The organism is Desulfoscipio gibsoniae DSM 7213, assembly GCF_000233715.2.
Classification (GTDB): domain Bacteria; phylum Bacillota; class Desulfotomaculia; order Desulfotomaculales; family Desulfallaceae; genus Sporotomaculum; species Sporotomaculum gibsoniae.
Genome location: NC_021184.1, coordinates 2,774,632 through 2,797,533, shown reverse-complemented (window position 1 = coordinate 2,797,533; position 22,902 = coordinate 2,774,632). Strand labels below are relative to the sequence as shown.

Here is a 22,902-nt window from a genome sequence, read left to right as displayed (position 1 = left end):
GTTTTTATTCAAAACAACTGGAATTAGAGCTACATTCATATATTGATAAAATCGGACAAATATCTAAGGAGCTGATCTTTTGTCGGACTACGTAATTAGGGACATTAATTTGCATGAACAGGGTCGACTGAAAATAGATTGGGTACGGGCACATATGCCTGTACTTAATGTTATCCGGGAAGAATTTGAAAGGGATCGCCCTTTCCAAGGTGTCCGGATAGCCATGAGCATTCATCTCGAGGCCAAAACAGCTTACCTGGCCGAAGTGCTCAGCGCAGGGGGAGCCGAAGTATCCATAACCGGCTCAAATCCCCTGTCCACCCAGGACGATGTTGCCGCTGCGCTGGCCCATGCCGGTATCAAGGTTTATGCCTGGTACGACGCCACCAACCAGGAATATGATGAACACCTGCGCCTGGTGCTGGGCAATCATCCCCAGGTGGTGATAGATGATGGGGGAGATTTGGTGCACCTGCTGCACACCGACTTGCGGGATCAGGCCTCAGAGGTGCTGGGAGGTGCCGAGGAAACCACCACCGGGGTGTTGCGCTTGCGGGCATTGGAGCGGGCCGGTCAACTGTTGTTTCCCATGATCTCAGTTAACGATGCCCGGTGCAAGCATTTGTTTGACAACCGCTACGGTACTGGCGAGTCGGCTTGGGCCGGCGTATTGCGCACTACCAATCTGGTGACCGCGGGCAAAACCGTGGTGGTTATGGGCTACGGCTGGTGCGGCAAAGGCGTGGCCATGCGGGCCAAAGGTTTGGGTGCCAATGTGATTATTTGCGAAACTGATCCGGTGAAAGCCATCGAAGCATATATGGATGGCTACCGGGTGATGCACAGCAAGCAGGCTGCTTCTGAAGGGGACATTTTTATCACCGTTACAGGGTGCCGGGACCTGCTGCGTACCGGGCATTTCCGGCGTATGAAGGACGGCGCTATTCTGGCCAATGCCGGCCATTTCGATGTGGAAATCAATATTCCGGAACTCGAGCGGGCTTCGGTTTCCCGCCGTACCGTGCGCCAAAACATTGAGGAATTTAAGCTGCCGGACGGGCGTCGCCTGTACTTGCTGGCCGAGGGCAGGCTTGTGAACCTGGCGGCCGGGGATGGTCACCCTGCGGAAATTATGGATATGTCCTTTGCTTTGCAGGCCCTTTCAGCGCTGTACCTCCTGCGGCATGGACGTGAATTGGACAAGAAGGTATATAATGTTTTGCCTGAATTAGACAACCGGGTAGCCGAATTGAAGTTAAAATCACTGGGTATACAAATAGATCGTCTTACCAGCGAGCAATTCAGTTATGTTAATGAATGGCGGTGCGAGTAGCAGAGCGGAATTGCTAACGACAAGTAGTACCTAATGTAGTAGATCCAAGTAAGCAATTGTTATTATTATCAATGAACAGCAACAGGGAGTTTGGGCCAACGGTTTAATGTCATGGCAAAAACTATATTGGGCATAAAGGGGGTTTAATTATGTCTGTTACATTAGAAAAGATCAAGGAACAGGTGTTAAAAATAGGCTTCCGCATGGCCAGTGCCGGTTTAGTGACGGGCACCTGGGGCAATATATCAGCCCGTGTGCCCGGCGAAGGTCTGTTTGTGATAACCCCCAGCGGTATACCTTACGACGTGATGGATAAGATTGATTTAGTGGTTGTTGACGGCAAGGGGCGCGTGATCGAGGGGGAGCGAAAACCCTCCACAGAGTTAATGCTGCATAGAGCTATATACAGCGCTTATGCACATGCAGGTGCTATTGTGCACACCCACAGTATTTATGCCAGTGCTCTGGCAGTAGCAGGTAAAAATCTACCGCCTATTTTGGAGGATCAAGTGCAATTGGTGGGTGGTGCGGTGCCGGTGACCCGGTATGCCCGTGCGGGTACCGCTGACCTGGCCGATGCGGCAGTGGCTGCTCTGGGGCAGGGCAATGCCGTGCTGCTGGCTAATCATGGCCTGGTAGGGCTGGGACGCACGGTGGAGGAAGCGTATCAAGTTTGTCAGGTGGTGGAAAAGGCTGCTCAAGTATACACTTTTGCAAAATTAATCGGGCATGTTGCAGTAATACCACCCGGAGATGTTGCTGTACTGAGGGAGTCCTTCTTGACCAGCTACGGGCAGCAGGATGAAACAATAGAGCGCAAGGTTTGAGTTAGTTTAAGAAAGTTTAAGCAAGTTTAGGCCTGACCCCATTAAGGAGGTTTTTTAATGGCGGATTTACTGATCAAATGTATGGCCGTTTTAACCATGGATGGCGAGGGCGATATAATCCACAATGGTGAAATTGCGGTACGGGATGATGTTATTTATCACGTGGGTCCCAGCGGATCCACACCGGGTGATTTTTCACCGGAACGGGTACTGGATTATCCCCGGATGGTGGCTCTGCCCGGCTTTGTCAACTGTCATACCCATGCTGCTATGACGCTGTTTCGTGGCTATGCTGATGACCTGCCTTTAATGCAGTGGTTGAATGAAAAGATTTGGCCCCTTGAGGCGCTGCTGACCCAGGAGGATATCTATAAGGGTACGCTGCTTTGCTGCGCTGAAATGATCCGTGGTGGAACTACCACTTTTGCAGATATGTATGTTGACATGGGCCGGGTGGCCCAGGCCGCGGATGAGTCGGGCATGCGGGCTGTGCTCAGCCGGGGTATGGTTGGTTTTGGTTCCGCGGGAGAAAAGGCACTGGCGGAAAGCATAGAGTTTATTAAACAGTGGTACGGCGGTGCCGGCGGGCGGGTTGCTTGTATGTTTGGCCCCCATGCCCCCTATACATGCCCGCCGGAATTTCTGAAAAAAGTGATCGCCGCGGCGAAGGAGCTGGATGTAGCCATACACATCCATTTAGCTGAGACCAACGATGAAATAAATGAAATTAATGAAAAGTATGGTCAAACTCCCATAGCTTTAATGGAGGAGACAGGACTTTTTGAACTGCCTGTGCTGGCAGCTCATTGTGTGCATCTGAACGATAATGATATAGCTACTTTAGCACGGCACCGGGTAGGTATAGCCCACAATCCCCAGAGCAATATGAAGTTGGCCAGCGGAGTGGCACCGGTTACCCGCTTGCTGGAAGCGGGAGCGGTGGTAGGTCTGGGTACCGACGGCGCATCCAGCAATAATAATGTGGATATGCTGGAGGAAGTCCGGGCCACGGCCTTGCTGCAAAAGCTGCATACCGGCGACGCCAGCGCATTACCCGCGTATCAAGCTTTATATATGGCCACCGCAGGTGGGGCCCGGGCCCTGGGTATGCAGGATCAAATTGGACGGCTGGTGAACGGTCTTAAAGCCGACATAATTTTAATGGATATGCATAAGCCTCACCTGTACCCGCTATTTGATATTTATGCCCAGATTGTTTACGCAGCAGCATCGGCGGATGTGCACACGGTGATAATTAACGGCCGGGTGGTTATGGAAAACCGCCGTGTATTAACGCTGGACGAGGATGTGATCATGGCTGAGGCCCAACGCTGCGCTGAGTTATTGGTGCAGAGAAGCAATATTGCGAAAAAGCAACAATAAAGATAATGGGTAATTCAAAGGATAAGTTCGTTAATAAACCGCGGTGCAATTTATGTAACGCCCGTATGGTGTGCTCACAATAATTGATGGAAGAAGAAATGTTGAAGACATATTGCTTGATAGCTTCATTTAGTTAAGGGAACATTTGAAAAAGCAGGGGATATTAAATCTCCTGCTTTTCTTGGTTGATGCCCGTAAGGGCATTAATTTTTTCAAATGTGTTTTTTGATTTAAGTTGACTTATTGGGCCACTACCCGAATACTTTTTTCAGTTCCTCTTTAGTTGTTTTCAACTTTCAACACCTGGCACCAGCGTAGGGTGTGGCAGCAACGTAAGGGGGTGAAACGTGGGTTAAATACCCAGTCCGGCCCTCTTTTTCATAATATGTGCCTCAATACCGTCCGCGGCGCTTGCCGGTGTGTCAGCCAGGGCTACTTTGCCGCCGGTTAAGCCTTCCAAATCTTCGGTCAATAGTTTTACAAGCTCCGGACCTCCCGTTACGGGGGGGGTGGGAGCCAGGTGGGTATATAGCCCGAAAGCCAGTGCAAAAATTGCATCGATTGTGGCCTTTTGTTCCAGGTACTGGGGTGCGGTAACCGCCACCGGCAAATCGGAGGTGTCCACACCCAGGGCATTGGCGATTTCCGTTACCAGCATGGACATGCGCCCGGTGTCCGTGCAGGTGCCGAAGCTCAGCACGGGGGGGATGCCCAGTGCTTTACAAATTTCCTGCAGCCCGCTACCGGCCATGGCTACAGCGTCAGTGTTACATAAACCGGCCACTTCCAGGGCGTGGTTGCCGCAACCGCCGCTGATCACCAGTATATCCCGCTTAATTAGCTCCTTGGCTACGTTCACGGTCATATAGTCATGAAGGCCGGTGGCCGGGGTGGTGCAGTTCACCAGTGCTGTCACACCTTTGATTTTACCGGCTTTGATTACGTCCAGCAGCGGGTCCAATTTGCCGCCCAGAGCGTTTAGCACAGCCTCGGTGGAAAAACCGGCTATGGCCTTTTGCACTTTGTTGGGTACTTTGGCTGTGATATTACGTTCCTTGCGCTTTTTATAGTTTTCTATACCCCAGTCAATAAGCTGGCGGGCTGTATTGGCGGCTTCAGGTGGTTTATAGTCAAAATTCTTTTCCACTCCCGGTATACGTACCAGATCGTTTACTGATACCATGGTAATCTGGTACTTTTCAGCGTAAGGTGCAATGTACGGGGGGGAGCAGTTTTCATCCATGGCGAATATGTCGACGGTCCCGGTGGCTAGCAGCGGCTCAATGGCCATCCAGTTACCGGTTAGTCCGTTAAAAACTTCATCCATGGCAAATCGCTGCAGCACTTCCTGGCCGCACTCGATTGACCCCGTTACCTTGATGCCCTTTGCCCCGGCCTGACGGGCCTTTTCCTGATTGGCCGGGTCCTTGGCGGCTAAAATACAGGCCACACCAATCCATGGTTCATGACCATTAAAGACTATATTGACATAATCAGGTTCCATAATCCCCAAGTCCACTTGTACCTCGTGGGGTGATGGCGTACCGAATAAAATATCCTGCACCATTTCCAGCCCGATTTGTGAACCGTAAATGGTGGCAATCCCCAGTCTCAGTGCCTTTTTGGCCATGGAAACGAAATCACCGTCCACGTTGGTCAGGCAGCTGGCCGCGGAATCCTTTATCTCATGCATTACCCCGGCCGGGTAAATAGCCAATTCCCTCCACAGTTTTTTCCGAGGCTCAGGGGCAAAAACCTCTACCATTTTCGGTGGTTCATCGTATCCACTGCTGAGCTGATACATTAAAAAGTCCGCCAGGCGGATGGCGGTTTGTTCCAGGCTGCCGCTTTTATCAATACCCAGCTTGTCACACATCCAGTAAAGCTTGTTGGTGTCGGTAATTTGGTAAGGCGTTTTACCCTCCGCCGTGGATTTTAACGTGCGAAAGGCGTTGTAGGCATGATGCGTATAAGTGGATGTGCCCATCATATTGCGAAGTAACATGTCCCGCATGGCCATGGCGTTGCGGTCTATGCCACAAGTGCCGTGCGTGGCCCCCGCCTTGTCGGAGATGCGGCACGGTCCGCCGGTGCAAAGCTGGCAGCTTACACCTTCCACGCAAAACCCGCAGCGAATTTTGGATTGGGGATCATAGCGGTCAAATACGTTACTGAGGCCATCATTGTGTATGCGTTCATACATTTCTTGCACTGAATCATGGACGCTGATGCGACCATCTACCCGGTGTACTGCTTCCCTTGGCATAAGATACCTCCATTTGCAAAGTTTAATTTATTTTTTTAAATTGAGAGGTATTTTATGCATACTTCGCCAAAGGGAATAAGCTATATGTAACAGGTGGTGTCCGTTATCATAAAAACTAACAAACAAGTACTTATCTTCAATGGTGCCGTGTTAGGTTATGATGTTTACAATAAATTGTATATGCAAAGTATCATAATACAGATATAATTAATTATTATTACTAAAATGTTTAAGTACAGGTGGATAACGTGAGGTTAAAATTCGACATGCAAAAACTAGCGGATATTATAGGACAGTATAAGCAAATAGTGGCTGTTTATCTTTTTGGTTCATCATTGGACGAAAAGGTTCTCGAACCGAGGGATGTTGATTTGGCATTGCTTTTTAACAGTCCGCCTCAAAGTAACGTAGATTTATATGTTGCACTTTACCCGGCATTATTAAAAGTCTTTGCTCCTTTGGAAGTGGATCTTTTGTTTATGCATTCGGTGGGGTTGCCCCTGTGCTTTGAAATCATTAGTACGGGAAAAGTGATTTACTGTGCGGATGCTGACCGGCGCACCGATTTTGAAGATAATATTACCAGGGAGTATCTTGACTTTAAATATCATTTGGAAATTGCCCGCCGGGAATATTATGAAGAGATAATGGAGGGAAATTTGTTTGTTTAATCAGCAGTTGATAACTGAAAGACTGGAATTAATACGTTCTTCGGTTTTACGATTAAAGGCATTGACAGGCATGTCTTTGGAAGATTTTCAGGGTAATGAGGATGCCCAGGATATTGCTGAAAACAGGTTGCGTAAAGCACTGGAAGCGTTATTTGATTTAGGTCGTCATATAGCAGTTAAATCCGGGGCGGGTATACCTCATGATTACCGGTCCGTTATTGCCATGTTAAGTGAAAAGGATATATTACCGGCAGATTTTTGTCATGAGATTACAGGAATGGCTGGTTACCGGAACCGTTTGATGCATGAGTATAACAAGGTTACTGTACCGGAGCTTTATGATATATTGCAGACGAAATTGAGTGATTTTGAGCTGTTTTGCCAGTATATAACAAAATATTTGACAAAGCAATGAAAAGAACCATTGTTGGTAAAAGCTTTGACCGTTAAACCGGCCAAAGCTTTTGTCGTTGGTATACCGCTGAAAAGGATTGGGTTGTATTGCGTTGTGCTTTACTTGACCGTGATATAATGTTTAATTGTTACTCTTTGGTTCCGCCCCCACAGCACCCTCCCGGCGTGCAACCGGTGTTTTCCGGCTTGTTGCCGCAGCAGGTGGTGGCTTTCGTACTTAAATCTGCGGGTGCGCCTACAGCATTAGGCAGAAAAGGTTTGGATATTACCTTGGATAGTATTTCACTTCCACATTCAGGACATTTGATTTGGTCGTTATCCCTGCCGGGTATTTGTAATACTTCAAACACTTTGCCACAACCACATTTATATTCATATATCGGCATACCCTTTCCCCCTTTCTTTTTAAGATATATTCTAAATCCAAACATTACTTATTCGTTGCAAATGAATATAATCCTTTTAGATTAGGAGCATAATATTAACTTAAAACAATAAGACCTGCTACTTTTTCCTTATGGTTTTCAGTACTGTTTTGGCGCTGGTGGCCGCGAAACTGAAAAAGCCTTTGTTTCGTTTAAGTACGTCTTCCAGGGCGTTTAGTACATAATCAATTTCTTCTTTGTTGACAATTAAGGGTGGTTCCAGCCTGATTACATTGGGGTTATTTAATGTATACGCAGTCACGATACGGTGTTTATTAAGAAGCTCACCGGCCACCATACTACCCAGGTATTCATTGGAAAGCTTAGAGACTACACCCATTGTGGCCTTGTTAGCCAGATTGCCTGGTTGAGCCAGCTCAATGCCGATCAAAAGTCCTCTCCCCCGCACCTCTTGTAGTAGGGGGTATCTTTTTTGTAAATTTTTCAGTCCTGTCATGAAATAGCGGCCGTTTTCCCCGGCTGCTTCCGAAAGGTTTTCTTTAACCAGTACCTCTATAGTCGCTACACCGGCGGTAGCAGCCCAGGTATTGCCTCCGAAGGTTGAGGTATGCAAAGTGGCTTTTTCCACGTTGCCGTAAGCTTTATGCCAGATGTCTTCAGTAGTAATGAATGCTCCTATAGGCATAATTCCTCCCCCCAGTGATTTAGCCAAGCACATAATATCCGGCTCCACGTTTTCATGCTGGCAGGCAAACATGGCCCCGGTGCGGCCAAAACCGGTCTGAATTTCATCGGCGATGAATAAAGTCCCGGCTTCCCGGCAAGCCTGTGCAGCTTCGGGCAGGTAGCCCGGGGGTGGTGTAATTACGCCGCCTTCGCCCTGGATGGGTTCTACTATGAAAGCCGCGGCCTGGTGTTCCTTTAATGTACGGCGAAGCGCGTTAATGTCACCGAACGGCACTTCAATGCATTCACTCAATAGTGGCTCGAAAGGTTTGCGGTATTTATCCCGTCCCGTCACGGACAGGGCACCGAAGGATTTGCCGTGAAAAGAGTTTTGGCAAAAAATAAACCCTTTTTTCCCTGTGGCGGCCCGAGCCAATTTTAACGCTCCTTCTATCGCCTCGGCACCGCTGTTGCCTAAAAATGATTTTTTTAACTTGCCCGGGGTGATTACAGCTAAGTTATGCAGCAGCGCCGCTGCTATCGTAGGCACGCTGGCTTGCAGTAAATTAGGCATTTCTTTGACCTGCTCCAAAGCTGCGATAATCTGCGGGTGATTGTGCCCCAGGTTAAGTGAGCCATAACCGCCCAGAAAATCGAGGTAATCATTGCCGTCGCTGTCCCATAGCCGGGTTCCTTGAGCCCGGACGAACTGCCGGTCAAAGTTCAGCATACCCATCAAATTAACCAGACTGGCATTGCCGTAATGCTTATGTAATGTTCTGACCTCTTCCCTTTGCAGGGATTGGGCTTTAGTTACGGAAATAATCAATTCGGGCGACACTATGGATGCATGTTCATTAATCCCCAAGATAATACCTCCCTGGTTTGTGCAAAATTTTGTGCACAATAATAATGTATCATGTTAATTAGGGAGTGTCAATTTGAGTGGCTTTGGAATTGGCATTCTTGCAGGCCTTTTGCTTGGCTTTATAAAGAAATTACTTATAATTTTAGGTGCCACTCGACCAGGTTTGGCTTAAGTTTGATAGGAATTGCTTTGATATTGTGTTAGTGCTGTAAATAAAAGTGGGGCTAAAAGGAGTTGCTTGACAACGCTACTTAAATTAAGTAAAATTTAGCTGTAAAGTAATTTTACTTTATATAGAAAGGTTATTTGTGCTTATGGATAAGGTTATCATGATGACTTTGCTATACGATTTTTACGGACCACTGTTGACTGAAAGACAGCAAAAGTTCATAGAGTTGTATTACGAAAATGATTATTCCCTGGGGGAAATTGCTGAAAACTACGGGGTTAGCCGACAGGCGGTGCATGATACACTTAAAAGAGCGGAAAATATACTGGCTAATTACGAAAATAAACTGGGATTGATCGATAAATTTTTAATGCAGCGCAATAAACTGGCCGAGGTTGCCCGGTTGCTGGAAGATCCTCGGGAACCTTCGTCCCAACAGCTGGCCCGGGCCAGGGGGATATTGCAGGAATTGCTGGAGATGGACAGGGGGTAAAAATATGGTTTTTTCCGGTTTAGCTGAGAAACTCCAGGAGACCTTCAAAAAATTACGGGGCAAGGGGCGGCTCACCGAAGAGGACGTCGACCAGGCGCTAAAGGAAGTACGCCGGGCCCTTATCGGCGCTGATGTTAACTTTTTGGTGGTCAAGGATTTTATCGCCCGGATCAGGGAAAGGGCTGTGGGCATAGACGTTTTGCAAAGTCTTACTCCCGCCCAACAGGTTATTAAAATTGTGCATGATGAATTGACTTCACTGATGGGAGGCACCCGGAGCAAAATAGAGCTGGCCCCGTCACCACCCACGGTGGTGATGATGGTGGGATTGCACGGGGCCGGTAAAACCACCACTACTGCCAAACTGGCCAATCACATGCGCCGCCAGGGGCGTCGGCCTTTGCTTGTGGCCTGTGACATCTACCGCCCGGCTGCTATCAAGCAGCTGCAGGTACTGGGTGGGCAATTGGATGTGCCTGTATTTAATATGGGTGACAGCGTGGCTCCGCCGGACATTGCCCGTGCAGCTGTGGAAAAGGCCCGCCGGGAGGGCAATGACCTGGTAATCATAGACACCGCCGGCCGGCTGCACATTGATGAGGAACTAATGACTGAATTGCATAACATTGTGGAAACCGTCGGACCCAATGAAATATTACTGGTGGTTGACTCAATGACCGGCCAGGATGCCGTTAACGTGGCTAAAACATTTAACGAGCGTTTATCTTTAACCGGGGTGGTACTCACTAAACTGGACGGGGATACCCGGGGTGGGGCGGCCCTTTCGGTTAAGGCGGTTACCGGATGCCCCATTAAGTTTGTTGGTATGGGTGAAAAATTGGATGCCTTGGAAGATTTCCACCCTGACCGGATGGCCGACCGTATTTTAGGCATGGGTGATATGCTTACTTTGATAGAAAAAGCCCAGGCCAACTTTGATCAAGAACAGGTGGAAAAGCTTAACAAACGCATCCGGAGCATGGAATTTACCCTGGATGATTTTGTCCAACAGTTAAACCAGGTTAAAAAAATGGGTCCCATCGACCAAATCCTGGGCATGATCCCCGGCCTGGGCGGGGTGAAGAAACTCAAGGATTTGGAAGTGGATGATAAAGATCTGGTTTTTGTGGAGGCCATCATTAATTCCATGACCCCCTGGGAGAGACAGCATCCCCAAGAGATCAACGGAAGCCGGCGCAGGCGCATTGCCAGGGGCAGTGGTACCAGCGTGCAGGAAGTTAACCGCTTGCTTAAACAGTTTGAGCAGACTAGAAAGATGATGCGCCAGTTGATGGAAATGGAGAAGAGTGCAAAGAAAGGAAAGAAAGGTTTGCTCGGTTTTGGGAAAAACCGATCACCATTTCAATGATCAAATATATCTACACCAGCTAAAGGAGGTGAGCACAGTGGCAGTGAAGATCAGGCTTAAGAGAATGGGGGCCAAGAAAAAGCCGTTTTATCGGATAGTGGTGGCTGATTCCCGCTCTCCCCGGGACGGTCGTTTTATAGAAGAAATTGGCTATTACGACCCGCTAAAGACCCCGGCCGTAATTAATATCAACGAAGCCAAAGCGGCGGAGTGGTTGCGTAAGGGTGCACAACTTACGGATACTACTAAAGCGCTGTTTAATAAGGTTGGTATCAATAAAAACGTTGCCGGTGGCGAAGGCCAGTAAATGACCAGTAATTTGAGGAGGTTTATCCGATGAAGGAGCTGGTGGAAACTTTGGCCAAGGCCCTCGTCGACCATCCTGATATGGTGACCGTTGATCTGATCGAAAAAGAAAAATCTTGTGTAATTGAATTGCGGGTTGCCCAGGATGATATGGGTAAGGTTATCGGTAAACAAGGTCGTATTGCCAGGGCCATTCGGGCCGTTGTTAAGGCGGCAGCCACAAAAGAACACAAAAAGGTCACCGTAGAGATTATATAATTTTATAAGGCAACAAACAAAGGGGGCAACTGCCCTCTTTCGTGTTATGTATCATATGAAAACCCGATAGCGCTGTAGATTAGTCAGAACTTGGATAATAATTGGATAATAATATGATACATAGCATTACATACGTATGTCTCTTAAGATGATGGTTGTTTTGTACCTATTTATGACATAATGGTGATAACTTGTTTTATTTTTGGGGTGATGTATTTGCCGGGTGTAGAAGATCAATATATAACCATTGGTAAAATAGTTAATACCCAGGGACACCGGGGCGAGGTCAGGGTTATACCGTTAACGGATTTCCCCCAGCGGTTTTCCACTATGAATAAGGTTCATGTTGGTCATAATGGTAAAACCGATTTAATGAACGTTGAAAAAACCTATCAACATAAAAAGTTTATTATCATTAAGTTTATGGGTATCGAGGATATGAATACTGCAGAAACCCTTAAGGGGGCTCATTTGCTGATCCCCAGGGATGAGTTGATGCCGCTGCCCGAGGATTCGTTTTATATCTTTGATATAGTGGGCATGGAAGTGTTTACTGAGGATGGGCGTTTTCTGGGGCAAGTGCGAGACGTGTTGCAAACCGGTGCGAATGATGTGTTTATCGTTGAAGGTGTGGTGAAACGTCCACTGCTGCTGCCGGCGTTGAAAAAAGTGGTACGTAATGTCGATATGGTGCACAAGAAAATGATTGTTTGTTTGCTGGAAGGGTTGGAAGAGCTATCATGAAAATAGATGTGCTTACATTATTTCCGGAAATGTTCTCCGGCCCCTTTGACAGCAGCATTATTAAGCGGGCCAGGGACAGGGGGCTGTTGGAAATATGCTTTACAGATATCCGGGATTTTTCAGGAAATAAGCATAATACCGTGGACGATACCCCTTACGGTGGCGGTGCCGGTATGGTGATGCAGACCCCGCCCATTATGCGGGCGCTGGAGTATGTGCGTAACAAAAGGGGCGGTATGCCTGCCAGGGTGGTATTGATGTGCCCCACGGGTTTAACTTTTGACCAGTACTGGGCCCGGGATTTGGCCCGGGAGGAACACCTGGTGATAATTTGCGGACACTACGAAGGCGTTGATGAGAGAGTGCGTGAGCTGGCTGTAACGGACGAGTTGTCCATAGGTGATTACGTGCTCACCGGTGGTGAGCTGCCGGCCATGGTGGTGGTGGACGCTGTCTCCCGGATGATTCCCGGCGTTCTTGGCGAAAAGGCCTCTGCTGAAGAGGATTCCTTTTACCAGGGGTTACTGGAATACCCGCAGTACACCCGCCCTTGTGTCTACGGGGAATTATCCGTACCCGAGATTTTGATGAGCGGTCATCACGAAAGAATAAGGCTTTGGCGTCGCCGCCAGGCCTTGCTTAAAACATTGGAGCGACGCCCCGACCTGCTGCGTGAAGAAGTGCTCAATAGTGAAGACAGGGGTATTCTTCGTGAGATTATGGAACATATTCAGGGGATTATAAAAAGGTAAGCATTTAACAACACCCGGCACCAATTGATTTACTTTGGCAGGCAGATAGTTTGTCCTGGTAAAAGTTTTAACGGGTCGATGTATGGATTGAGCTCCAGCAGATCTTCAATGGTGGTTCCGGTTGCCAGGGCGATGGTGTACAGGGTGTCACCTTGATTTACCACCCAAAATACGCCCGAGGGACAAATTCTCTCCGGGGGGAGGCAAATTTGTTGGCCAATTTGTAGGTTTGCGGGGTCACTGTCGGGATTTAGACGCTCCAATTCGGCAGTTGTGGTGCCTGCAAATGATGCCATTAAATAAAAGGTATCTCCCGGCTGAACTATCCAAAAACGACCGGAAGGACATGGTTTTTGATTGGTTGAATCGGGCATGGCTTACCTCACCTTCCCAGCTTGTGTTACCTTTGCCGGGGATATTAATATGAACATGAATTGAATCTCTCCTTATTAAAATCAGCTGCCAAGCTTTTATATAGTTTATGAATATACTTTGTAAAGATTGCTATTGAGCTTAAACGATTTATTTACCATGTCTAGTTTTTATTAGATAAGGCCATTATAAAACTACTATGTTTTATAATGGAGGCAATGGTCATGATAGCGCTGCGTGCAGTATTAGTAATAATCAGCATTTGTTTTGCTATTGCTGTATACCCCATGTCGTCACCAGCCGGGGAACAGGCCGACCATGTGGCCGGAGTGTGTTATGAATATATTGACCAGCATGGCAGTATTGTGACCCTTACATCACGTGAGCCCGCCAGGGGCGATGAAATAATCAATGCAAAGGGATTCCATTACCGGGTGGTCAGTGTGGATGGTAATACAGCCCGGGTCAACCTGATGGGAAAAGATAAAAACCTGCTTTCTTATATGGATTATTATGCTAAAACCAAAGATGTGGCGGTTATTTCGAATCAAGAGTGGCGCGAGCGTCCAGTGGGCATTTATCATACTCATTCGGATGAATCATATTTACCTACCGACGGGGCAGCTTCCATTCCTTTCAAAGGGGGTATTTTTCAAGTGGGGGAAAATTTTACTGATGCACTTAAGGACCAAAAAATAAAAGTGCTTTACAATAAAACACCCCACGATCCCCATGATGCCAATGCTTATTACCGGTCCCGGCGGACAGCCCTCAAGTTGTTGAAGCAAAACCCGGTAGCTATTTTTGATGTGCATCGGGACGGTATAGACGATCCTGATTTCTATCGTCGTATTGTATCAAACCAGGATGTCACCCAAATTCGTCTGGTGGTGGGCAGGCAGAATCCAAAAATGTCTGCCAATCTTGACTTTGCCAAGCGATTAATGGCTTATGTAAATAAAAAAAATCCCGAATTGGTTAAGGAAATATACATGGCACGGGGCAACTATAACCAGGATTTGATTTCTACGGCACTGCTGATTGAAGCCGGTACGTATACCAATCAAAAGCCGGAGGCGGAAAACGGTGTTGCCCTTTTAGCTAATGCCGTCCCGGAAATGCTTGGCTTAACGCCACCCCCCCAGCCAACACAAACTGAATTACCAAAAGCCGGTCATCAGGGTTGGAAAACAGCTCTATTAATTACGGCAGTGGTTCTAATGATAGGAATAATATTTGTGTTTATTAACAACCCGAAAAATAAAATTAAGGAGTATATATTAAATAAGATGGGTATGTTGAACAGGCTTAAAAAGTAAGACGGAAGTATAGCATTTTATGGGCTGTTGCACCATGAAAAGGTTTGTGATATAATTTTCCTTGTTTATTACGGTGGTCCGCTGTCCCGAATAATGACGGGATATGAACATCTGGGGGGAAGGAGGTTACAGCATGGATTTAATTAAGGCTATTGAGCAGGACCAATTTAAAGATAATATTCCTGATTTTCGCCCTGGTGATACTGTTAAGGTGCACGTTAAAGTAGTGGAAGGCAACCGGGAACGGATCCAGGTGTTTGAGGGTGTGGTGATCAGACGCCGTGGTGGTGGGCTTGGTGAAACGTTCACAGTGCGCCGTGTATCTTACGGAGTTGGTGTAGAGAGAACGTTCCCTCTGCATTCACCACGTATTGATAAAATAGAAGTTACTAAGCGAGGACGTGTCCGCAGAGCCAGACTATACTACCTGCGCAAATTGCGCGGCAAAGCTGCTCGTATCAAGGAAATTCGCCGCTAGGGCTACAGGGACTGCTGATAAGACAGTCCCTTTTTAAATGAAATAAATTAGATTTAATTAGATTGATGATGAAATTAATTGAGGGGATAGAGATGGAAAATCCAGGTCGGGATCAACTGGCGAAAAAAAGAGATAAGGGTAAGTTGGCAATAATGGAGATCTTTGAGTCGGTAGCCATAGCGGTTTTGCTGGCCGTTGTAATTAGGATGTTTATATTCCAGCCTTTTTATATCCCTTCCGAATCCATGGTTCCCAGCCTGCAGGTGGGTGATAGAATTATTGTCAGTAAATTTAACTACCATTTTAGTGAACCAAAACGGGGCGATATCATGGTATTCAAGTACCCCCTAGACCCCAGCAGGGACTTTGTGAAACGAACCATCGGCACCGGCGGTGAGAGTCTGGCTATACGCAATAGCCAGTTATATATCAATGGCCGGCCAGTGCAGGAGGATTACCTGCCAGAGGGTCTTTCATTTGCAGATTTCGGGCCGGTTGAAGTGCCGCAAGATAGTTATTTCATGATGGGGGATAATCGTAATAACAGTGATGACAGCAGGGTCTGGGAAGCATTGCCGGAAGAAAATATTATTGGCAAAGCGGTATTGATTTACTGGCCTTTGGATCGCATAAGGTTGTTATAAAGGCATGTTAGCGAGTGCGTTATATTGTAGTTTCATAGCCTCCAGTTGCTATAAATAGTATCTATGGCCAAAATGATCAGCAAATAGTGATACTATTGATAATCTGATCATTAACCGGAGATTCTATTAATAATACTGTAATTTTGCAACCTTTCAACTTTTTAATCTTTCAACACCCGGCACCATGCATAAGTGCTGCCGGTACGAATAAGCTAGGTATTAAAAAGGATCAGTGAAAAAATGGATATCCAATGGTACCCGGGGCATATGGCCAAAGCCCGCAGGCAGGTACAGCAGAATCTGCAGATGGTTGATGTGGTTATTGAATTGCTGGATGCTCGCATACCGGCCAGCAGTAGAAATCCCGATATCAACGCTATTTTAAAGGATAAACCCAGACTTGTGGTACTTAATAAGTCGGATCTTGCTGATCCGGAAATCACCGCGGTTTGGCTGGATTATTTTACCAGTAAGGGCTTACCGGCGGTGGCTGTGGATGCGCACCACGGGGCGGGCGTAAAAAAAATGGTTGCTCTAACCGAGCGGTTGGCCCAGCCGGCAATAAAGAAATATATGGCCAGGGGAAGACTTGCCCGGTTGGCACGTTGTATGGTGGTGGGTGTGCCCAATGTGGGCAAGTCCATGCTGATTAATAGGCTGGCCGGCAAAAAGGCGGCCCGCACAGGCAATCGTCCGGGAGTAACAAGAGGTGAACAGTGGATTAAGTTAGGTGGAAAATTGGAGCTGCTGGATACGCCGGGTATACTCTGGCCCAAATTTGAAGATCCTGAAACGGCTTATAAACTGGCGGTTACCGGGGCTATTAAAGAGCAGATATATAATCCAGAGGAAATATGCACAAAGCTGGTGCAGTGGTTGCTGGATAACGCCCCCGATGCGCTGGCCAAACGCTATAAGCTGAGGGATTTGCCGGAAAATGTCTGGGAGGTTATCGAAAAAATCGGTGTCTACAGGGGCTTTTATCTTTCCGGAGGAAGGATTGACGAGTATAAAACAGCTGTATTTATCATCAAGGAGTTTCGTGAGGGCAGCTTGGGGAAGTATAGCCTTGAATTACCTTTGCAGTAAGTAAAAAAACAATAAAAATATTTTATTAAGGGCAGGGATTTTAAGCTCAATAGCGAAAAAAAATATAAGCTTAGCTTTTATGTCGGAGAAATAATGTGGATATACTTTCTTTAACCGTAGCCCAAATTAAAGAGCTGGCCGGTCGAAACGGCGGTCCTACTGATGATTTGCTGCAGGCTATGGCGCTTGATAAACGTTCTGCCGTGCAATCGCTGTACAGGCACTATATCATCGCCCGGCAAAAGCAAAATGATAATTTTAGACGCCTGGAAAGAATGAAAGTGTACGAGCGTTCTTTAAAAAAGCCAGGATGCGGCATTGTGGCCGGTGTGGATGAGGCGGGTCGGGGTCCGCTGGCCGGACCGGTGGTGGCGGCAGCTGTAATACTACCTGAGGTGTTTTTGCTTGAGGACTTGGATGATTCCAAAAAAATAGCTCCTGTCAGGCGTGCCAAACTTGATACGGTTATTAAAAAGACTGCGCTAGCTTGGTCGGTAGGTATTTCCACCGTTAACGAGATCGATTTATACAATATACATCATGCCACTATGCTGGCCATGCTGCGGGCACTTAATAGCTTAGACATGAGACCTGAACTTGTACTGATTGATGGGCGATTTACCCTGCCTGATACCAATATTGATCAAAAAGCGATAGTGGGTGGTGACGGGCTGTGCCCCTCTATTGCTGCAGCATCTGTAGTGGCTAAAGTAACCAGGGATAGGTTGATGCAAATTTATCATTTGTTATATCCGGAATATGGCTTTGATTCCCACAAAGGTTACGGTACCGCCGCCCATTTGGCAGCACTGTCGGTATTTGGCCCGTGTCCTGTGCACAGGCGTAGTTTTGCTCCTGTTAAACAGTTAGTTAATGATCTAAGTTAAGTTATCAATTGATGTATTATTGTAAAAATATTAACCAATGCATCAAAACATTTCCGTCAGGTATGCGACACATTATGAAAAATCTGAAATGCATGCTTGCTATATGTTTAAAATATAATTGTGCGCCAGGGAGTTACGGAATTCACAATTATAATTTCTTTTACTCCCCGGTTTTATCATCAATTACTTTTTTTGTTAGTTAAAAATTATCAAGAAAGGGGGGAAAAAAATGTCAGACTGGGCGGGAGTATTTATATTTCTAGTAGTAGGAATTATTTTTGGCGCAGGGGGTATTGCAACCGGATATCTTCTTTCACCGAAACGGGTTACTCCGTTAAAGCTGGAAGTATATGAATGCGGTATGCCGACCCAGGGATCCACATGGGTGCAGTTTAAAACCAACTACTTTCTTTACGCATTGCTTTTTGTCATATTTGATGTGGAAACTATTTATCTGTATGCCTGGGCGGTTAAATTCCAGAGCCTGGGATTGTTTGCATTTATTGAAATGATCATATTCGTCTTTATATTAATCGTTGGCTTGTGGTACGCCTGGAAGGAAGGTGCGTTGGAATGGCAGTAGATAATGGGAAACAAATAAAAACAGCCCAAAAAGACATTTGGCCGGCGGAATATTTCGGGGATAACCCGGATTACAAGGAGCCGCCCGAACTGAGCAGGTTAATTCATCTAACCACGGTGGATAAAGTATTGAATCTAGCCCGCGGTTACTCTATTTGGCCGCTGGGTTTTGGTTTAGCTTGCTGTGCCATTGAGGGTCTAATGGCGACCCAGGACCCTCGTTATGACTTGTCCCGTTTTGGTTGGGAGGTTAACCGCGGTACCGCCCGCCAGGCCGATGTGATGGTTGTTTGCGGTACCGTAACCACCAAAGCGGCGAATTTTATAGTGCGCTTATGGGAACAGATGACTGAGCCCAAGTGGTGCATGGCCCTTGGCGGTTGCGCCATATCCGGCGGGCCCTTTGTGGATTCCTACCATGTGGTGCCCGGAGTCAATAAACTGATCCCGGTGGATGTTTATGTGCCCGGTTGCCCGCCCAGGCCAGACGCGGTGATAGAAGGATATCTTATGCTGCAGGCTAAAATTCTTGATAATAGGAAGTTCCTGGAGAAATATAAAGGCAAGGTGGTGACGGGTTGAGATGATAGAGGATGCAACTACGCTGGTTGATGAGCTTGGTAAAAAGTTTGACTATGTGGAAGTAAACGAGCAGTCGACCGTCATCATTCCCGCGGATAAACTGCTGGAATTTATGCAGGCCTTAAAAGATGACTATGGTATGGACTTTTTGACCAACGAGACGGCGGCGGATTATCCCGAGGAAAATAAATTCGAAGTGGTGTATAATGTCAGTTCCATAGAAAATGGAATTACCATAATGGTAAAGACCTCCGTAGATAGGGACAATCCGGAATTACCTTCGGTATTTTCTGTCTGGGGTGGGGCGAACTGGCAGGAGCGGGAAATATATGACCTGATGGGTGTTGTATTTACCGGCCATCCCAACCCGAAGCGCATTTTGCTGGATTATGATTATGAAGGACACCCGCTGCGCAAGGATTTCCAATGGAAAGGTGGCAGGGAGTAACTCATGCTTAAAACGCAAGAATATAATTTAAACCTTGGCCCACAGCACCCCAGTACGCACGGTGTCTTTCGGATTCTCCTGACCCTTGATGGCGAAAGAGTAGTCAAAGCCGAGCCTATTCCGGGTTACCTGCATCGTGGTGTTGAAAAACTCGCGGAAGCACGTACCTATACCCAGTTCATTCCTTATACCGACCGGTTGGATTACCTGGCGGCCATGCTCCAGAACTGGGGCTATGTGATGGCTGTGGAAAAGCTGATGGGTATAGAGGTGCCGGAAAGGGCCGAATACATGCGGGTTATTTGCGGTGAGCTTTCCCGCCTGGCCAGTCACTTGATTGCCATCGGCACCTACTCGATGGATACCGGTGGTGTTACAGGGTTCGAGCTTGCCTTACGGGAACGCGAAACAACCATGGACCTGCTGGAGGAATTGACCGGTTCCCGGATGACCTTAAGCTATGCCCGCATTGGCGGTGTGGCGGCTGATGCGCCCGAGGGCTGGTTGGACAAAGTGGATAAATTCATGGATAAAATGCCGGCTTATATTGACGAGTATGACGGTTTAATCGCCGGTAACGAGATATTCCAAGCTCGGACCATGCAGGTGGGGGTGATTAAGCCGGAAACGGCCATCAGTTACAGCCTAAGTGGGCCGAATTTAAGGGGCAGCGGTGTAAACTATGACCTGCGCAAGGCCAAGCCTTACAGTGTTTATGACCGGATTGATTTTGATGTGCCGCTGGGCACTAACGGCGACTGCTATGACCGGTTTTACTGCCGGCTCCAGGAGATGCGTCAGATAGTGAGGATTCTTAAACAGGCCGTAGCACAAATTAAAGAAGTCGATGGCCCGGTTATCGGCAAAGTGCCCAAAGTGCTTAAGCCACCTAAAGGAGAGGCTTACGAGGAAATTGAGAGTTCAAAGGGCATCATTGGCTACTATGTGGTCAGCGATGGCAGCGCCAAGCCGTATCGTATTCACGTACGCAGAGGGTCCTTTATTAATCTGGGTTATCTCGATGAATTGCTGCGCGGTGTTCTGTTAGCTGATGTTATAGCAATTTTAGGTAGTCTGGACATTATACTTGGTGAAGTGGATTGTTAACAAATATGGGAACATAGGGGAGAAGAGTATGTTCGAAAATTTATTTGTAGGCATAGCCGAAGGGCTACGATCTTCTCTCGGTGGCCTACCCCTGGAAATAAATGAGGCCATCGTAATGTTGGTCAAGCTTGTTGGTATCCTCTTGTTTATCTTACTCAGTGCTCTGTGGCTGGTGTACATGGAGCGAAAGATTGCCGCCTTCATGCAAGCCCGTCTCGGCCCCAACCGAACCGGCCCTAAGGGACTTTTGCAAACCACGGCTACTATCGGCAAGTTGATGGCAAAGGAGATCTTTATCAACAAAGAAGCGGATAAAGTATGTTTTTTACTTGCTTCGACTTTGATTTTCGTGCCTACGTTGATGGTGTTGGCAGTGATACCCTTCGGTAAAAACATGGCGGCCATTGATATGAATATCGGTTTACTGTATCTTATCGCTATTACTTCATTGGATGTGATACTTTTTTGGCTGTCCGGCTGGGCCTCCAACAATAAATATTCATTGATCGGCGGTATGCGTTCGGTAGCCCAGATGGTTAGTTACGAATTGCCTATGGTAATAGTTCTCCTGGGCGTAGTCATGCTTACGGGGACCTTGAATCTATCCGAGATTATTGAAGCTCAGGAACACACCTGGTTTATCTTTACCCAGCCGATTGCCTTTATAATTTACTTTATATGTGGTTTGGCGGAATGCAACCGTACCCCGTTTGACCTAGTCGAAGGTGAGTCCGAGCTGGTCCAAGGGTTTAGCACTGAGTACAGCGGTATGGCTTTTGCTATGTTTTACCTGGCTGAATACGCCAATATGGTAGTGATTTGTTTCATGACCGCAATTTTGTTCCTTGGTGGTTGGCAAGCGCCCTTTGGCTGGGACTTTATTCCATCCTGGTTGTGGTTATTCCTCAAGATGTATGTCATGATGTTCCTGATGATGCAGATTCGCTGGACTTACCCCCGTTTCAGGGTAGACCAGCTCATGGGGTTTGGCTGGAAGGTGCTGCTGCCCCTTTCCCTGGCCAATGTCTTTATAACTGGTGCAGGGATGTACATTTACCGGGCGATAGGGTGGTGATGGTATGTTTGGTAAAGGATTAGTAAAAGGTTTAGTGATTACCTGGAAAGAGTTTTGGACACCCAAGGTAACTATTCAGTACCCGGAAGAGCAGCCCCCGGTGCCGGAGCGCTTTCATGGAAGGTTATCTATAGAAGTTGATAAATGCATAGCCTGCGGAATGTGTGTCAATGCCTGTCCAAACAAGGTAATAGAGTTGAAGAAACAGAAGGTTGGTAAAAAACAGTTTCTAACTGATTATGTACAGAATGTCCAGTACTGCCTGTTCTGCGGGTTGTGTGTGGAAGCCTGTCCCAAAGATGCACTGCATTTTACTGCGATATTTAATATGAACCAATATTTTTACGATAACCTTCCGGTTGTTTTGGTACAGCGCGAAGCACCCGCTGAACCGGTGGAGAAAGAAGAACCGGCGGCCAAGGCAGGTAGTGGGGACAAAGTTAAGCCTAAACCCAAGGCCAAGGTTGATAAATCTGTGCCTGCTGCCGCATCCGAGGTTGCCGCCGGCAAGGCTCCCGATAAGGAGGGTCAGTAACCGATGGAAACCAGTATATATAGCGTAATTGCATTTTACGGTTTGACTGTTACTATTCTGGGCAATGCCACACTGGTGGTGTTTGCACGTAATATTGTACACTCGGTTTTGTTTCTGGCTGTTACCTTCATATCCATGGCCGGGCTGTTTTTATTGCTGGATGCCGACTTTATAGCCGCTATACAAGTGCTGGTATATGCCGGTGCTGTTTGTATTATGGTGGTATTCGGTGTCATGCTGATCCAGAGGCCTGATATGAAGAATACCAATTTGTTCAATGGTCAGCTGTTTGCAGGTGCCGGTCTGGTGGCCCTGGTGGTGGCCATGTGTGCTGTATTTGCCGGTCGTACCGCCTGGACTGAGCTTGTGACGACGCAAGCGGTGCCTGAAAACACCATACACGCCATTGGTGCGTTGCTAATGAGCAAATATGTAATCCCGTTTGAAGTAGTGGCCATTCTTTTACTGGTGGCGCTTATTGGTGCCATTGTCATAGCCAGAGATGATGCCGGTGCAGTTGCCGTGGATGAGGGGGTGAAGGCCAATGCTCACAATTAGCCTGACCCATTATGTGATACTTTCGGCCCTTCTATTCAGTATTGGCCTGTTCGGTGTGCTCACCAAGCGCAATGCCGTGGCCGTATTGATTTGTATTGAAATAATGCTGAACGCGGTGAATATCAATTTGGTGGCTTTTAGTAAGTACATTACCCCAACGGATTTTGTCGGACAAATATTTTCTATTTTTGTCATTACCGTGGCCGCCGCTGAAGTGGGTATAGGGTTGGCCATTATCATAGCCATCTACCGCAATAAGCTGTCAGTGAATCTGGATGACTTCGACTGGCTGAAATGGTAGGATTTTAAAAGTGAAGGTAG

28 protein-coding genes are annotated in these 22,902 nt (G+C 47.2%); 24 read left to right on the top strand and 4 right to left on the bottom strand.

All coding sequences use genetic code 11. From position 1 onward, the window contains the following. The first annotated feature begins 79 nt into the window (after positions 1 to 79). The 3 genes from DESGI_RS13180 (at position 80) to DESGI_RS13170 (ending at position 3,543) form a co-directional block, all read left to right on the top strand. A complete protein-coding gene (locus DESGI_RS13180) occupies positions 80 to 1,333 on the top strand; it encodes an adenosylhomocysteinase (RefSeq protein ID WP_006521891.1) in 1,254 nt (417 codons plus the stop codon). Between the two features lie 149 nt (positions 1,334 to 1,482). Next, positions 1,483 to 2,160: a class II aldolase/adducin family protein gene (locus tag DESGI_RS13175; RefSeq protein WP_006521890.1), complete on the top strand. Its 678-nt coding sequence runs from the start codon at positions 1,483 to 1,485 to the stop codon at positions 2,158 to 2,160. Positions 2,161 to 2,217: 57 nt separating this feature from the next. Next, positions 2,218 to 3,543, top strand: a complete 1,326-nt coding sequence (locus tag DESGI_RS13170) for an amidohydrolase (protein WP_006521889.1) — start codon at positions 2,218 to 2,220, stop codon at positions 3,541 to 3,543. A gap of 352 nt (positions 3,544 to 3,895) precedes the next feature. On the opposite strand, the gene cooS is transcribed toward DESGI_RS13170, so the two are convergent. After that, a complete protein-coding gene (gene cooS, locus DESGI_RS13165) occupies positions 3,896 to 5,809 on the bottom strand; it encodes an anaerobic carbon-monoxide dehydrogenase catalytic subunit (RefSeq protein ID WP_006521888.1) in 1,914 nt (637 codons plus the stop codon). A 248-nt stretch (positions 5,810 to 6,057) separates the two neighbouring features. Here cooS and mntA point away from each other — a divergent pair, with 248 nt between their 5' ends. Then, entirely contained in the window at positions 6,058 to 6,480 is a 423-nt protein-coding gene (mntA, locus tag DESGI_RS23115; RefSeq protein ID WP_006521887.1) for a type VII toxin-antitoxin system MntA family adenylyltransferase antitoxin, read from the top strand. After that, on the top strand, positions 6,473 to 6,895 hold the full coding sequence (gene hepT, locus DESGI_RS13155; RefSeq protein WP_006521886.1) for a type VII toxin-antitoxin system HepT family RNase toxin: 423 nt from the start codon (positions 6,473 to 6,475) through the stop codon (positions 6,893 to 6,895). Before mntA ends, hepT begins: the two co-directional genes overlap by 8 nt. Positions 6,896 to 7,022: 127 nt before the next feature. Here the strand turns inward: hepT and DESGI_RS13150 are convergent, their stop codons facing one another. Further along, positions 7,023 to 7,280, bottom strand: a complete 258-nt coding sequence (locus DESGI_RS13150) for an FmdB family zinc ribbon protein (RefSeq protein ID WP_006521885.1) — start codon at positions 7,278 to 7,280, stop codon at positions 7,023 to 7,025. 118 nt (positions 7,281 to 7,398) lie between these two features. Next, entirely contained in the window at positions 7,399 to 8,814 is a 1,416-nt protein-coding gene (locus DESGI_RS13145) for an aspartate aminotransferase family protein (RefSeq protein WP_006521884.1), read from the bottom strand. Positions 8,815 to 9,128: 314 nt separating this feature from the next. Here DESGI_RS13145 and ylxM point away from each other — a divergent pair, with 314 nt between their 5' ends. From ylxM to trmD, 6 genes are all read left to right on the top strand, one after another. After that, on the top strand, positions 9,129 to 9,476 hold the full coding sequence (gene ylxM / locus DESGI_RS13140; RefSeq protein ID WP_006521883.1) for a YlxM family DNA-binding protein: 348 nt from the start codon (positions 9,129 to 9,131) through the stop codon (positions 9,474 to 9,476). 4 nt (positions 9,477 to 9,480) lie between these two features. Next, entirely contained in the window at positions 9,481 to 10,845 is a 1,365-nt protein-coding gene (gene ffh, locus DESGI_RS13135) for a signal recognition particle protein (protein WP_006521882.1), read from the top strand. 37 nt (positions 10,846 to 10,882) lie between these two features. Next, positions 10,883 to 11,152: a 30S ribosomal protein S16 gene (gene rpsP, locus DESGI_RS13130; RefSeq protein ID WP_006521881.1), complete on the top strand. Its 270-nt coding sequence runs from the start codon at positions 10,883 to 10,885 to the stop codon at positions 11,150 to 11,152. A 29-nt stretch (positions 11,153 to 11,181) separates the two neighbouring features. Continuing rightward, the gene (locus DESGI_RS13125) at positions 11,182 to 11,409 is read left to right on the top strand and encodes a KH domain-containing protein (RefSeq protein ID WP_006521880.1); all 228 of its coding nucleotides are present in this window, start codon (positions 11,182 to 11,184) and stop codon (positions 11,407 to 11,409) included. Positions 11,410 to 11,625: 216 nt separating this feature from the next. After that, the gene (gene rimM, locus DESGI_RS13120; RefSeq protein ID WP_245561097.1) at positions 11,626 to 12,153 is read left to right on the top strand and encodes a ribosome maturation factor RimM; all 528 of its coding nucleotides are present in this window, start codon (positions 11,626 to 11,628) and stop codon (positions 12,151 to 12,153) included. Beyond that, the gene (trmD, locus tag DESGI_RS13115; RefSeq protein WP_006521878.1) at positions 12,150 to 12,905 is read left to right on the top strand and encodes a tRNA (guanosine(37)-N1)-methyltransferase TrmD; all 756 of its coding nucleotides are present in this window, start codon (positions 12,150 to 12,152) and stop codon (positions 12,903 to 12,905) included. Before rimM ends, trmD begins: the two co-directional genes overlap by 4 nt. 29 nt (positions 12,906 to 12,934) lie before the next feature. Here the strand turns inward: trmD and DESGI_RS13110 are convergent, their stop codons facing one another. After that, a complete protein-coding gene (locus DESGI_RS13110; protein ID WP_006521877.1) occupies positions 12,935 to 13,279 on the bottom strand; it encodes a LysM peptidoglycan-binding domain-containing protein in 345 nt (114 codons plus the stop codon). A gap of 222 nt (positions 13,280 to 13,501) precedes the next feature. Here DESGI_RS13110 and spoIIP point away from each other — a divergent pair, with 222 nt between their 5' ends. The 13 genes from spoIIP (at position 13,502) to nuoK (ending at position 22,882) form a co-directional block, all read left to right on the top strand. Further along, positions 13,502 to 14,596 (top strand): stage II sporulation protein P, encoded by a 1,095-nt coding sequence (gene spoIIP, locus DESGI_RS13105; protein ID WP_006521876.1) that lies wholly within the window; start codon positions 13,502 to 13,504, stop codon positions 14,594 to 14,596. Positions 14,597 to 14,729: 133 nt separating this feature from the next. Continuing rightward, positions 14,730 to 15,074 carry a 50S ribosomal protein L19 gene (rplS, locus tag DESGI_RS13100; RefSeq protein WP_006521875.1) on the top strand — a complete coding sequence of 115 codons (345 nt, stop codon included), beginning with the start codon at positions 14,730 to 14,732 and terminating at the stop codon, positions 15,072 to 15,074. Between the two features lie 92 nt (positions 15,075 to 15,166). Continuing rightward, positions 15,167 to 15,718, top strand: a complete 552-nt coding sequence (lepB, locus tag DESGI_RS13095) for a signal peptidase I (RefSeq protein ID WP_006521874.1) — start codon at positions 15,167 to 15,169, stop codon at positions 15,716 to 15,718. A 240-nt stretch (positions 15,719 to 15,958) separates the two neighbouring features. Next, complete coding sequence (gene ylqF, locus DESGI_RS13090; RefSeq protein WP_006521873.1) at positions 15,959 to 16,807, top strand: ribosome biogenesis GTPase YlqF; 849 nt, start codon at positions 15,959 to 15,961, stop codon at positions 16,805 to 16,807. Between the two features lie 95 nt (positions 16,808 to 16,902). Beyond that, entirely contained in the window at positions 16,903 to 17,694 is a 792-nt protein-coding gene (rnhB, locus tag DESGI_RS13085) for a ribonuclease HII (protein ID WP_006521872.1), read from the top strand. 229 nt (positions 17,695 to 17,923) lie between these two features. Further along, a complete protein-coding gene (locus DESGI_RS13080) occupies positions 17,924 to 18,277 on the top strand; it encodes an NADH-quinone oxidoreductase subunit A (protein WP_006521871.1) in 354 nt (117 codons plus the stop codon). Continuing rightward, positions 18,268 to 18,858 (top strand): NADH-quinone oxidoreductase subunit B, encoded by a 591-nt coding sequence (locus tag DESGI_RS13075; protein ID WP_006521870.1) that lies wholly within the window; start codon positions 18,268 to 18,270, stop codon positions 18,856 to 18,858. Before DESGI_RS13080 ends, DESGI_RS13075 begins: the two co-directional genes overlap by 10 nt. A gap of 1 nt (position 18,859) precedes the next feature. Further along, positions 18,860 to 19,306, top strand: coding sequence for an NADH-quinone oxidoreductase subunit C (locus DESGI_RS13070; protein ID WP_006521869.1), 447 nt, complete (start codon positions 18,860 to 18,862; stop codon positions 19,304 to 19,306). A 3-nt stretch (positions 19,307 to 19,309) separates the two neighbouring features. Continuing rightward, entirely contained in the window at positions 19,310 to 20,413 is a 1,104-nt protein-coding gene (locus DESGI_RS13065; protein ID WP_006521868.1) for an NADH-quinone oxidoreductase subunit D, read from the top strand. A gap of 28 nt (positions 20,414 to 20,441) precedes the next feature. Then, complete coding sequence (nuoH, locus tag DESGI_RS13060; protein WP_006521867.1) at positions 20,442 to 21,488, top strand: NADH-quinone oxidoreductase subunit NuoH; 1,047 nt, start codon at positions 20,442 to 20,444, stop codon at positions 21,486 to 21,488. Positions 21,489 to 21,492: 4 nt separating this feature from the next. After that, a complete protein-coding gene (locus tag DESGI_RS13055; protein WP_006521866.1) occupies positions 21,493 to 22,023 on the top strand; it encodes an NADH-quinone oxidoreductase subunit I in 531 nt (176 codons plus the stop codon). A gap of 3 nt (positions 22,024 to 22,026) precedes the next feature. Further along, positions 22,027 to 22,581 carry an NADH-quinone oxidoreductase subunit J family protein gene (locus DESGI_RS13050; RefSeq protein WP_006521865.1) on the top strand — a complete coding sequence of 185 codons (555 nt, stop codon included), beginning with the start codon at positions 22,027 to 22,029 and terminating at the stop codon, positions 22,579 to 22,581. Then, positions 22,568 to 22,882, top strand: coding sequence for an NADH-quinone oxidoreductase subunit NuoK (gene nuoK / locus DESGI_RS13045; RefSeq protein WP_006521864.1), 315 nt, complete (start codon positions 22,568 to 22,570; stop codon positions 22,880 to 22,882). The genes DESGI_RS13050 and nuoK overlap by 14 nt, the downstream gene beginning before the upstream one ends. The last annotated feature ends 20 nt before the right edge of the window (positions 22,883 to 22,902 follow it).